Source organism: Micromonospora sp. NPDC049114, from assembly GCF_040648635.1.
GTDB lineage: Bacteria > Actinomycetota > Actinomycetes > Mycobacteriales > Micromonosporaceae > Micromonospora.
Map to the genome: position 1 here is coordinate 31,043 of NZ_JBEZEA010000002.1, position 12,079 is coordinate 43,121.

At 75.0% G+C, this 12,079-nt stretch carries 11 protein-coding genes; 3 read left to right on the plus strand and 8 right to left on the minus strand.

The window, feature by feature from the left end:
* Nucleotides 1-2: 2 nt before the first annotated feature.
* The 4 genes from AB0B39_RS07800 to AB0B39_RS07815 form a co-directional block, all read right to left on the minus strand.
* Nucleotides 3-971: a hypothetical protein gene (locus tag AB0B39_RS07800; protein ID WP_357496863.1), complete on the minus strand. Its 969-nt coding sequence runs from the start codon at nt 969-971 to the stop codon at nt 3-5.
* Between the two features lie 141 nt (nt 972-1,112).
* Nucleotides 1,113-1,907: an isocitrate lyase/phosphoenolpyruvate mutase family protein gene (locus AB0B39_RS07805; protein ID WP_357496865.1), complete on the minus strand. Its 795-nt coding sequence runs from the start codon at nt 1,905-1,907 to the stop codon at nt 1,113-1,115.
* Nucleotides 1,904-2,929: a cytochrome P450 gene (locus tag AB0B39_RS07810; protein WP_357573809.1), complete on the minus strand. Its 1,026-nt coding sequence runs from the start codon at nt 2,927-2,929 to the stop codon at nt 1,904-1,906. The genes AB0B39_RS07805 and AB0B39_RS07810 overlap by 4 nt, the downstream gene beginning before the upstream one ends.
* A 118-nt stretch (nt 2,930-3,047) precedes the next feature.
* Nucleotides 3,048-3,791 (minus strand): winged helix-turn-helix domain-containing protein, encoded by a 744-nt coding sequence (locus tag AB0B39_RS07815; RefSeq protein WP_234588742.1) that lies wholly within the window; start codon nt 3,789-3,791, stop codon nt 3,048-3,050.
* A gap of 173 nt (nt 3,792-3,964) precedes the next feature.
* Between AB0B39_RS07815 and AB0B39_RS07820 the strand changes: the two genes are divergently transcribed.
* Nucleotides 3,965-6,193, plus strand: coding sequence for a family 43 glycosylhydrolase (locus AB0B39_RS07820; RefSeq protein ID WP_357573810.1), 2,229 nt, complete (start codon nt 3,965-3,967; stop codon nt 6,191-6,193).
* A gap of 93 nt (nt 6,194-6,286) precedes the next feature.
* Here AB0B39_RS07820 and AB0B39_RS07825 read toward each other — a convergent pair whose 3' ends face one another.
* From AB0B39_RS07825 to AB0B39_RS07835, 3 genes are all read right to left on the minus strand, one after another.
* Nucleotides 6,287-6,796, minus strand: coding sequence for a 2'-5' RNA ligase family protein (locus AB0B39_RS07825; RefSeq protein WP_357573811.1), 510 nt, complete (start codon nt 6,794-6,796; stop codon nt 6,287-6,289).
* Between the two features lie 90 nt (nt 6,797-6,886).
* Complete coding sequence (locus AB0B39_RS07830; protein WP_234588753.1) at nt 6,887-7,492, minus strand: response regulator transcription factor; 606 nt, start codon at nt 7,490-7,492, stop codon at nt 6,887-6,889.
* On the minus strand, nt 7,489-8,643 hold the full coding sequence (locus tag AB0B39_RS07835) for a histidine kinase (protein ID WP_357573812.1): 1,155 nt from the start codon (nt 8,641-8,643) through the stop codon (nt 7,489-7,491). The genes AB0B39_RS07830 and AB0B39_RS07835 overlap by 4 nt, the downstream gene beginning before the upstream one ends.
* Before the next feature lie 132 nt (nt 8,644-8,775).
* Between AB0B39_RS07835 and AB0B39_RS07840 the strand changes: the two genes are divergently transcribed.
* Nucleotides 8,776-9,690 (plus strand): hypothetical protein, encoded by a 915-nt coding sequence (locus tag AB0B39_RS07840; RefSeq protein WP_357496878.1) that lies wholly within the window; start codon nt 8,776-8,778, stop codon nt 9,688-9,690.
* Between the two features lie 162 nt (nt 9,691-9,852).
* Nucleotides 9,853-11,586, plus strand: coding sequence for a DEAD/DEAH box helicase (locus AB0B39_RS07845; RefSeq protein ID WP_234588756.1), 1,734 nt, complete (start codon nt 9,853-9,855; stop codon nt 11,584-11,586).
* 49 nt (nt 11,587-11,635) lie between these two features.
* Here AB0B39_RS07845 and AB0B39_RS07850 read toward each other — a convergent pair whose 3' ends face one another.
* Nucleotides 11,636-12,040, minus strand: a complete 405-nt coding sequence (locus AB0B39_RS07850; protein ID WP_234588757.1) for a DoxX family protein — start codon at nt 12,038-12,040, stop codon at nt 11,636-11,638.
* Nucleotides 12,041-12,079: the final 39 nt, after the last annotated feature.

Here is a 12,079-nt window from a genome sequence, read left to right on the forward strand (position 1 = left end):
GCTCAGACCCCCATCTCGGCCTCGTACGCCCGGCGCAGACGACGCCGGGCGGAGGGCGCGAGGCACAGGTGCCAGGCCTGCCCCTCGTCGATGACGTTCAGCTCGCCGGCGTCCTGGCGGGCCAACAGCAGCTCCGCGAGGGTGTCGCGGGCGCCGAACCGCTCGAACCAGGCCAGCTCGACGTCGGCCGAGTAGCCGAGGCAGTGCCCGCTGGGCAGCATGGCGGCGTAGCCCAGGCGGCGCAGCCGGTACTGGTGCTCGGTGCTGCGCACGAGGCTGGTCACCCACAGCGGCGGGGTGGCCGGTGGCGCGGCGGCGGCGAACTCCCGGCCGAGTTCGTTGAGCAGGGCCACCACCTCCCGGCGGGCACGCCGGAACAGCAGTCCGGCGGTGTGCGGGCTCGCGTGGGGCCGCAGTCGCCGGCGCAGTCCGCGCGCGGCGCGGCCCAGGACGGTGGCGGGTTGCTCCTGGTACCGGAAGCGCAGCAGGTCCCGGCGGCGCAGCCATTCCAGGTCGACGAGGTCGGCGCTGCCGTTGACCTGGTCGTCGGTGACGAAGATCGGGGCGTCCTGCCACCACAGCACGTCGATGCGCGAGAGCAGGTAGATCCGCACCAGCGCGGTGAGGTCCCGCGCCGAGGTGCGTTCGTTCGGCTGGTAGCGGGCCATCTCCAGCAGCAACGTCTCGCGCGCGCCGAGCAGACCCTGCGGGGTGGCGTCGAGCACGGCCGCCAGGGCCGGCTCGCGCAGTCGCTCGTCGATGAGCACCTGACGGGCGCGGGTGCTGGTGGCGTCGGCCAGGGCGCCCACCTCGACCAGCAGGTCGGCCACGGCAGCACGGTAGGCGGCGAGGTCGGGCGCGGCGGTGGGCAGCCGGTGGGCGGCGGCGCCGGGTGGCCGGCGGCGGGCGGGGGCGGTGGGCGACGCGGGCGGTCCGGGCTGCTGCCCCGGACTACGGCTGGGCACTCGCATGACGGGGTCCCTTCTCCGGTCACGGCGCGGGATGAATCGCCCTGAAACACACCGTAATCGTCCGGACCAGGCAACTACCGAACAATCCTCCGATCTACCCCCGAACGGGCGCGACCACCACCGGCAGGCGGGCGGGGACCCTCAGTCGCCGTCCGCCGGAACCAGGTCCTGCACCTCGGCGTACGACGGCAGTCCCGCCGCGCTGCCCCCTTCAGCGCGGATGGCGTCGGCAGCGGCGACCGCAGCCCCCAGCGCGGCCCGGAACAGCAGGGAGCCGGTGCTGACCCGGGCCACCCCGGCCCGACCAAGCTCGGTCAGCCCAGGGCCGCCCGGCTGGTACAGCGCGTTCACCGGCGCGTCGAGCCGCTCGGTGAGCAGGCGCAGCGTCGCCACGTCGACGGCGCCGGGCACGAAGATGCCGTCCGCGCCGGCCGCCCGGTAGGCGTGGGCGCGGCGCAGGGCCTGCGGCAGCGGGTCGGGCACGTTCAGCCACCACGTGTCGGTGCGCGCGTTCACGAACAGGTCCGGCACCGCCGCCTTGACCGCCGCAATCTTCTCCGCGACGCACTCGGGGTCGGCGAGGGTGCCGTCACAGCGCCCGTCCTCCAGGTTGATCCCGACCACACCGAGGCCGGCCAACTCCGCCACGTACCCGGCGACCTGGGCCGGGTCGTCGCTGAACCCGGCCTCCACGTCGACGGTGAGCAGCACCGGCAACCGGGCCAGCCGGCGGGCCAGGGCCAGGGTCTCGGAGGCGGTGGCCGCCGCGCCGTCGGGAAGGCCCGCGGTCGCGGCGACCCCGAGGCTCGTGGTGCCGACCGCCCGATGGCCACGCGCGGCGAGCGCCGCCGCCGAGGCGTGGTCCCAGGCGTTGGGCAACAACAGGGGACGACCGGTGTGGTGCAGGGCATGGAACGCGGCACGGCGCTCGATCATCGGACGCTCACCTCGACTGTGGTCGGGACGCGCAGGGTCGGGTGCGGCTCGTGGCGCAGCGGAGTCGCGGTGCGCCGGCAGCGTTTACGCAGCACGTCGAGCACCCCGCCGGCCAGCGCGAAGGCATGCCGGTCACCGGGGCAGCCGCGCTCTCCCGCGCCGAAGGTGAGCAGACCAGCGCCCGGTCGGCCGGGGCGGAACGCCGCCGGCTCGCCGAACGCCCGCGGGTCACGGTTGGCCGCGTCGAAGCGCAGCAGCACCGCGCTGCCGGCGGGCAGGTCCCGTCCGCCCAGTCGTACCGCGTGGACGGTGACCCGTCGGGTGGCCCGGACCGGCGGGTCCAGGCGCAGCACCTCGGCCAGCAGGTCGGCGGTCGCCGCCGTGGTCGCGACGGCCGGGTTCAGCAGGTGGTGGGCGGCGGCGCCGATCAGGCCGGCGGTCGCGTCGCACGCCTGGACCAGCAGACCGATCAGGTTGGCCCGCACCTCCGGCGGGGCCGGCGGGCAGAGCGCCAGCAGCGCCGCCACCGCCCGGTCGGCCCGCGCGGCCAGCGCCGGGTCGACCCCCGGGTGGTACGCCGCGGCGACGACCGCGACCGCCGTCCCGGCGGCTGCCGGATCGACGAGACCGAGTTGCCCGGCCAGGACCCGCAGTGGCACCGGCCGGGCCAGGTCACGCATCACGTCCAGGTGGCCGTCGGCCCGGTCGAGCACTGCGACGGTCAGCCGGGCCGCCTCGTTTTGCAACTCGTCCGGGTCCAGCCCGGCCAGCGCGGTCACCCCGATCGCGCGGCGCTCGGCGTGCCGCCGGGGCGGGCTGAACCTGCTCACCGAGGCACGCAGCCAGGCGAGCGTGCCGGGCGGACCGCTGTCGACGGCGGGCACCCGCAACGCCGGGTCGGTCAGCGCCGCCCGGACGTCGGCGTGCCGGGTCACACACCACCCGCCGCCCGGCTCGAAGGTGGGCGGGCCGCACGCCGGCGTTCCCGCGGCGGGCGCGATGTCCGGCCAGATGTCGATCACCGCTCGACCGTAGGACCCGAACCGTTCGCTCCTCACCGAACAGTTCCGCGCCGCACACCACAAGATCGTGCTCGATCGGCGGGCGGCGGGCGGCGGGCGGCGGGCGGCGGGCGGCGGGTCAGGCTCGGCCGCTGGACGGTGCCGCGGGCGTGTCGCGGATGAGGATGTGCTCGGGCACGCCCAGGCTCCCGGCCAGGGCGGCGCGGCCGATCGGGGTGAGGCGTACCGCCCGCCCGGCGCCCTGGGTGATCCAGCCCAGCTCGGCGAAGCGGCGGCGCAGTGCCGCGCCGAGCGCTCCGGCGAGGTGCGGCCGGCGTTCGGTCCAGTCCAGGCAGTCGCGGACCACCGGTCGGCGGGCGGCGCGCAGCACGTCCACGGGTACGCCCAGCCCGGCCGCCCAGGCCCACCCGTCGGGCGTCAGCGCCAACCCACTGGATCGGTCCAGCCGGCCGTCGGCAAGCAGCGCGTCGTACAGCAGGACGCCCAGCCGCCCGGCGAGGTGGTCGTAGCAGGTCCGGGCGTACGCCAGGGCGGCGCTGGCACCCGCCGCGCGCAGTGACGTGGTCGGCGCGGGAGGGGCTGGCGCGTGCCCGGCGAGGTCCTCGATCAGCTGGGCCACCGACGGTCCGGCCAGGCGCAGGTAGCGGTGCCGGCCCTGCCGCTCCTCGACCAGCAGCCCACCCCGGACCAGCCGATTGAGGTGCTCACTGGCCGTGGACGGGGCGACCCCGGCACGTCGGGCCAACTCGCCGGCGGTCCAGGCCCGCCCGTCGAGCAGCGCCAGGCAGATGCCGGCCCGGGTGCCGTCGGCCAGCAGGGCTGCCAGCTCGGCCATTCCCCCGCCGTCGACGCCACCACTCATGGCGCCATCATCGCCGAGCGCCAGGTGTATCGATCGGACAGGCCTGGTCGAGAAGTGCCGGTCGCCGCCCGCGTCAGCAGCGGGCCGACCCTTTACAACGTTGTATCCATCGTTGTAGAAACGAGGCACACAGCGACCCTTGTCGACACTCCCCCACACCAGAGGCAGGCCCCATGCGACACCTCCGCCGGGGCGGCGCGCTCGCCGCCGCGTTCGGTCTGATCCTGGCCGCCACCGCTTCCGCCTCCGCTGCGGCGACCGCCCCCGACCGCCCGTCGGGCTATCGCAACCCGGTCTCCGCCGACATCGGCGACACCTTCGCCGACCCGGTCGTCGTGCGCGGCGACGACGGTTTCTGGTACGCCTACGGCACCACCGACCCGCTGCGCGAGGGCGAGGGCGCGTTCCACCGGGTGCCCACCGCCCGCTCGGCCGACCTGGTCGACTGGACGTCCGTCGGTGACGCGTTCGGCCCCGACCAGCGCCCGCCCTACGCGGCGCCCGGCGCGGCGTACTGGGCCCCGGACGTCCGCCGGCTCGGCGACCGGTGGGTGATGTACGTGACGGTCACCGACACCACAGTCTCCGCCGAGGGCAGTGACTACGCGATCGGGGCGGCCACCGCCCCCAGCCCCGCCGGGCCGTGGACGTTCGCCGACCAGCCGGTCGTCGCCCCGCGCCCCGGCGGCGGTGGCGGCTGGCTGTGGACCATCGACCCGAGCCAGTTCACCGACGTCGACGGTCGTAGTTACCTCTACTACGGCAGCTACTACGGCGGCATCTCGGTCACCGAACTCAGCCCGGACGGCCTGCGCGCGGTCGGCGCCCCGACGCCGGTGGCCATCGACAACAAGTTCGAGGGCAGCTACGTGCTGCGCCACGACGACTGGTACTACCTGTTCGCGTCCACCGCGAACTGCTGCGCCGGCCCGGCCACCGGCTACTCCGTCCAGGTCGGACGCGCCCGCAGCCCACGCGGCCCGTTCACCGACCGCGACGGCGTCGCGCTGACCGCGTCCCGGGCCGGTGGCACACCGGTGCTCACCCAGAACGGCAACCGCTGGATCGGCACCGGGCACAACGGGTTCCTCACCGACCTGTCCGGTCAGGACTGGATCGTCTACCACGCCATCGACCGGGCCGACCCGTACCTCGACGAGCCGTTCGGCATCAACGAGCGCCCCATGCTCCTCGACCGGCTGGACTGGATCGACGGCTGGCCGACGGTCAACGCCGGCGCGGGCCCGTCCGAGGGCACCCGACCCGCGCCGGTCACCACCGGCCGCGTCGACGAACGCTTCGACACCGCGAGCCTCGCCGGTTGGCAGCGCGGCGGCCAGTGGCGGGTCACCGACGGCCGGCTCAGCGGCAGCGGCGCGCTCACCAGCCGTACCCCAGTGGGCGGGGACGTGCGCGCGGAGGCCGACCTGCGGCTCACCGGCGCGAGCAGCGCCGGGGTCACCCTCGGCGACCGGGTCGAGGTCCGGGTGGACGCCGCCGCCGGCCGCCTGGTCGCCCGCGACGGCCGCCGCCAGGCCAGCACGCCACTGCCCGCCGGGCTCGACGTGGGCGATCGGCACAACCTGGCCATCGAGGTACGCGGACAGCAGCTCGTCGCCGAGTTGAGCCCCGCCCGTCTCGGTGACCAGCTCGCCGTGGTGTCCCTGCGGCTGGACCGCCCGGTCGCCGGCCGACCCGGGCTGACGGCCACCGGCGGCACCGCCCAGTTCGACAACGTCAGCGTGGCGCGGCTGTACCAGCCGGCCAGGCGGGCCGTGCCCGAGCCCCGGGTCGGTGCGCCGCTGCCGGCGTACTCCGACGAGTTCGACGGCGGGCTCGACGGCGACTGGCGGTGGGTACGCGCGGACCCGGCGGCCACCGTCGCCGACGGGGCGCTGCGCTGGCCCGTGCAGGCCGCCGACCTGACCGGCACCGGCAACACGGCAGGCGTGCTGCTACGCGACGCCCCGAGGGGCGACTACGTCGTCGAGACGACTGTGACGCTGGACCTGGGCGAGGAGACGGTCCGCAACTACCAGCAGGCCGGCCTGGTCGCCTACGTGGACGACGACCGGTTCGCCCGGCTGACCCAGGTGGCGATCTGGAACACCCGCCAGGTCGAGTACGGCTACGAGCTGCCCTTCGCCGGCCAGCCGGTGTACGGCGGCAGCATCGTCGGCACGCCGGCCAGCACCACCTGGCTACGCCTCGCACACCACGTCGACCGGGCCACCGGGGAGCACGAGTTCCGGGCCGGGTCCAGCCGGGACGGGCGTACCTGGACGTGGGGTGCGGTGTGGACGTTCCCCGCCGACACGACCCCCCGGATCGGGCTGGTCGCGCACGGCGGCGCCGAGCCGGCCGTCACCGCGCAGTTCGACTACCTGCGCTTCTACCGCTGACGCGTCGCCCCTGGTCGGCACTACGCGGCGATCGGTGGCAGTTCAGCAGGACGACACTCGGCGTGTCGCACTCTGAGCTGCCACCGACCGCGCTCATCCGAGCGATGTCACCGTCCGGTCCGTACCGTCGTAGCTGCGGGCGGCGTCGAACGCACCCGTCGGCCGTTGCCCACCGGTCACGGCGCGGGCCATCCGCAGGTCCGCGTCGCGGAACCGCAGCGCCAGACTCAGGTGCGGCACCCACGCCCCCGGGGCGTGCCAGGGGCGGTGCCCGTCGGCCCGGTCGAGGACGTCCCAGACGGCGGCGTGCAGCGCGGTCAACGCCGTCGTGGGCCGCACGAGCCAGACCAGCGGGGCGCTGCCGTCGAGGACGACGACCCGGTCGAGCGTCACCGGCACCGGCAGCGCGGCGTCGAACAACTCGGCCAGGCGGTGCTCGACACCGGACGGGAACCCGTCCACGGCCGCCATGGTCAGATGCGGCCGGTTCGTCGGATGGATGTTGCCGGCCAGGCTCGGCAACCCGGCGGCCGCCAACCGACCCCAGGCCGTCCGGATCGCGACGTCCAACCCGGGCGAGCAGACCAGTTCCACCGTACGCACGCAGACACGCTAGCCCGAACGCGGTGACCCGAGTGCCGGCCCTGCGGGACGGGCCCGTTGATCAACGCCCTCCCCCGGGATGGGCGCGGGTCAGAGCCAGCCGTTGTCCCTGGCGGCCCGCACCGCCTCGGCCCGGTCGGTCGCGCCGAGCTTCTGCACGGCCGCGGAGAGGTGGTTGCGCACGGTGCCGGTGGACAGGTGCACCCGACGGGCGATCACCGCGACCGGTGCGCCGAACTCGGCCAGCCGCAGCGTCTCCAACTCCCGTGGCGTCAGCGGGCACGCCGGCAGGGTCAGCGCGTCGGCGGCGAGGGACGGGTCGACGTACCGGCCGCCGGCGTGCACCCGGCGGATCACGTCGGCCAACGCGCCGCCGGGCGAGCCCTTGGGCACGAAACCCCGCGCCCCGGCGGTCAGCGCCTGGCGCAGGTGCCCCGGCCGGCCGTGCCCGGTCAACACGACCACCGCGCACTCGGGACGCGCCCGGGCCAGCTCCGCGGCGACGGCGATGCCGTCCAGGCCGGGCATCTCCAGGTCCACGACCGCCACGTCCGGGCGGTGCGCGAGCGTCGCGGTGACCGCCGTCGGCCCGTCGGCGGCCTGGGCCACCACCTCGATGTCCGGTTCGAGGCCGAGCAGCGCGGCGACCGCGACCCGGATGAGGTCCTCGTCGTCGGCCAGCAGGACGCGGATCACGACGGCACCGGCACGGTGGCCTCGATGGTGAACACCGCGTCCTGCCGACGTACCCGCAGCTCTCCCCCGGCCGCGGCGAGCCGGTCGGCCAGACCCCGCAGGCCGTGGCTGTGCGCGTCCGGGCCGCTCTCGTCGGCCCCGTCGTTGGTGACGGTCATCCTGGCCACGTTCTCCTTTCGGTCGATGCGGATCCGGCACCAGTCGGCGCGGCTGTGCCGCAGCACGTTGGTGCCCGCCTCGCGCAACACCGCCGCCAGCTCGGTAGCGGCCGGCTGCGGCAGGTCGACGGGGAGCGACGGCACCGTGCAGCGCACCCCGCAGGACCGGAGCACCTCCGCCACGGCCTGCAACTGCTCACCGAGATCGACCGCGCGGTAGCCGTGCACGCTCTCGCGGACCTCGGTGAGCGCGGACGCGGCGAGCCGCTGCACCTCGGCGGCCTCCCGGCCGGCCCGCGCCGGGTCGACCGGGGCGAGCCGCGCGGCCAGTTCGGCCTTCAACGCAATCACGGTGAGGCTGTGCCCCAGCAGGTCGTGCACGTCGCGGGCGAAGCGCAGCCGCTCCTCGGCGGCGACCAGCCGGGCCTGGGCGGCCTGACCCTGGCGGGCCTCCACCAGCAGGTCCCAGAACCAGACCTGGAACCAGTTCACCGCGGCCACGGCCACGCCGATCCCGCCCGTCACGGCCAGGGACCGCCCGACCGGGCCGCCGGTCCACCAGGCCACCGCCGCCGACACCCCGAGGGTGCCGGCGGTGACCGCCAGCGCGCCGGGGAGACGGACCACCAGCGGGGCCATCCCGACCAGGGCAGCGCCGATCCAGGCCCAGGTGGGCCAGACCCCGGCCGCGACCGGGGCCACCAGCGGCACGGTCAGCGCCGCCACGACGGCCAGCGCGAGCTGGGCGCGGCGTCGCCACCGCTGGGCGAGCCAGGGGGTGACCGCCGCGTACAGCACAGCGGTCTGGGTGGCCGCGAAGGCGAGGATCCCGACCGCGCCGAGTGCGACGCGGCCGGCGTGCGGCTCCCGGGTCAGGCCGACCGCGGGCAGCAGCACGGTCGCCCACACACCGCCGGCCAGCGACAGCAACGTGACCAGCCGGGCCCGGCGCAGCCGGCGATCCGCCCGGGGCGTCGACACCTCGCTCGTCACGCGTCGATCGTAGGACCGCCCCGCGCCCGGTCCACCCGTGCGAGTTGTCACGGTCGGACCGCGCGCTTCGCACGGATTTCCCGTGATGGACGAACCTGCCCACCGCCCCGGACCGCCGGCAGGGTCAACGCCATGGAGAAGACACGGATGTACGCGGACCACGCTCCCTCCGTACCGCAGCCCGGATCGCTGCCGGGCGACTGCCCGGCACCCGCCGACGCGACGCCCTCGGACGCGGCGTCGGTCGGCGGCACACGACGGCTGCTGTGGCATCTCGGCGAGATGGCACTGGCGATGATCGCCGGGATGGTGTTGCTCGGCCCGCTGTGGGACGCGGCCGGGGGCGCGTCGGGGGTCGCCGGGACGCTCGACCGCCCCGAGGTGGCCGCCCTGGTGATGGCCACCAACATGAGCGTCGGGATGACGGTGTGGATGCGCTACCGGGCGCACCACTGGCGTGGGATCGGCGAGATGGTCGCCGCGATGTACGTCCCGTTCCTGCTGCTGCTCCTGCCGTTCTGGGCCGGCCTGCTGGACGGCGACGCGCTGATGGTCGGCGGGCACCTGCTGATGGTGCCGGCCATGGTGCTGGTGGCGGTGCGACACCGGCACGAGACACCGGCGGCGGTACGCCGGCACCCGGCGGCGCTGGCGCTGGCCCGCCGCTGGCCGACCGGGCTGGCGCTGCTGGTGACCGTGGACATGTGGGTCGACCCGACGGTGCTCAGCCCGTGGACGTTGCTGGTGCTGCCCGGCGGGTACCTGCTGATCGGTGTGGTGCGGCGCACGCTGCGCGGGCCGGGCGTGCTCGCCAGCCAGCTGGCCGGTCTGGCCGTCTGGGTCGCCCTGATGGTGATCACGATCCTGGCCGGTGGGCGGACGGCCGCGTGGCTGGTGGCGTTCGGTTGGCTGGCGCACGCCGGCTGGGACGTGGTGCACCACCGCAGCGGCCGGGTGGTGCCCCACGGCTACGCGGAGTTCTGCGGGGTCCTGGACACGGCACTGGCCGGCATCATGATCCTCGCGATCCTCACCACCGATGTCTGACACGCCCACGTCGCTCGTGATCCACACAAGTTCGGTGAAAGTGCTGCTTCGGGCGTCGCGGAGGCAGCACTTTCCCCGAAGTTGCGCGGATCTTGAGGGGCGCACGCGCTCTTGTGCCGGTCGGCTCAGCGCCCGCTGAGTCGTGATGAAAGGCTTGACCCCATGAGTTCCGCACCTGCACAGCACGACGCACCGACCGACACCACCCCCGCCGGCGCCGACGAGGTGAACGCCTTCACGGAGTTGGGGCTCCGCGCCGAACTGCTGGGCGCGCTGTCCGCCCTCGGCTACGAGGAGCCGACCCCCATCCAGCGCGAGGCCATCCCGCCGCTGCTCGACGGCCGGGACCTGCTCGGTCAGGCAGCCACCGGCACCGGCAAGACGGCGGCGTTCGCGCTGCCGCTGCTGCACCGGATGGAGGCGCACCGCGACGGCGGGGACCCGGTGGCGCTGGTGCTGGTGCCGACGCGGGAGCTGGCGGTGCAGGTGTCCGAGGCGTTCCACCGCTACGGCAAGGACCTGGGTGCGCGGGTGCTGCCGATCTACGGCGGGCAGCCGATCGGGCGGCAGCTGCGGGCACTGGACAGCGGCGTCGATGTGGTCGTGGCCACCCCGGGTCGGGCCCTCGACCACATCGCTCGCGGCACCCTGCGCCTCGGTGGCCTGGCCACGGTGGTGCTCGACGAGGCCGACGAGATGCTCGACATGGGCTTCGCCGAGGACATCGAGGCGATCCTGGAGCACGCCCCCGCGCAGCGCCAGACGGTGCTGTTCTCGGCCACCATGCCGTCCCGGATCGACGGGATGGCCCGCCAGCACCTGCGCGAGCCGGTCCGCATCGAGATCGGCCGGGAGCCGACGGTGGCCGGCGAGGCGCCCCGGGTGCGCCAGAGCGCGTACATCGTGACGCGGGCGCACAAGCCGGCCGCGCTGGGCCGGGTCCTGGACGTGGAGTCGCCCACGGCGGCGATCGTGTTCTGCCGCAGTCGCGAGGAGGTGGACCGGCTGACCGAGACGATGAACGGCCGGGGCTACCGCTCCGAGGCGCTGCACGGCGGGATGAGCCAAGAGCAACGCGACCGGGTGATGGGCCGGCTGCGGGCCGGCACCGCCGACCTGCTGGTCGCCACCGACGTGGCCGCGCGTGGGCTGGACGTCGAGCAGCTCACCCACGTGGTCAACTACGACGTGCCGTCGGCGCCGGAGTCGTACGTGCACCGGATCGGCCGGGTGGGCCGGGCCGGTCGGGAGGGCGTGGCGATCACCCTCGCCGAGCCGCGCGAGCACCGGATGCTCAAGACGATCGAGCGGGTGACCGGCCAGCGGATCACCATCGACAAGATCCCCACGGTGGCCGACATGCGGACCCGCCGGCTGGAGCTGACCCAGGCGGCGCTGCGGGAGAGCCTGCTGGAGGACGACCTGGACCCGTTCCGGGTCATCGTGGAGACGCTCACCGACGAGTTCGACCTGATGGAGGTCGCGCTCGCCGCGGTGAAGCTGGCGCACGAGGTGACATCGCCGGGCTCGGACGACGAGGAGGAGATCCCGCAGGCGCCGGTGCGCGGCCCGCGCGAGGGTCGGCCGGAGGCCGGTGGCCGGGGCGGCGACCGGCGCGGCGGCGGTCGTCCCCGCTCGGGCGGCGGCAACACCGTCCAGGTCTTCGTCGGTCTGGGCCGGCGCGCGGGGGTGCGCCCGCAGGATCTGGTCGGCGCGATCACCGGCGAGACCGGAATCCGCGGCCGGGACATCGGCTCGATCGAGATCGCCGACCGGTTCTCCCTGGTGGAGGTGCCGCAGGGCGTCGCCGACGAGGTGATCTCGGGGTTGCGCTCCAGCACCATCAAGGGCCGCAAGGCCACGGTTCGTCGCGACCGCGGCGGCGAGGGGCGCTGAGCACGCCGCCGGCGACCGCCGGGGTACGACGGTCGCCGGCGTGTCAGCCTCAGAAGGAGTACGGCCCGAAGCGGCCCCAGGCGACGACGGCGGCGAGGACGAGCAGCACCGCGCAGGTGATCGCGCCCTGGATCTCCGTCCGACGCTCGGCCGCCGTGTCGCGCTTGTTCCGGTCGCGCAGGTGCACCAGGATGCCGCCGACCATGACGATGACCAGCCCGAGGGCGGCCAGCGGGGTGAGCACGGTGGCGATGCCGGTGAGGGCGGGCAGCACGAGCCCGACGGCGGCCAGCACCTCGACCGCGCCGAGGGCCTTGACCTGCGACGGCGGGACCGGGTCCACCCACCGCATCATGTCGCGCAGCTTGTCCTTGGGCTGGGTCAGCTTGGCCAGGCCGGCGCCGGCGAAGACGACGGCGAGCAGGATCTGGATTATCCAGAGCACCAGGTTCACGGGGGTTACCTCCGGGGGCACCGCCTCGCGGCGGAGAGG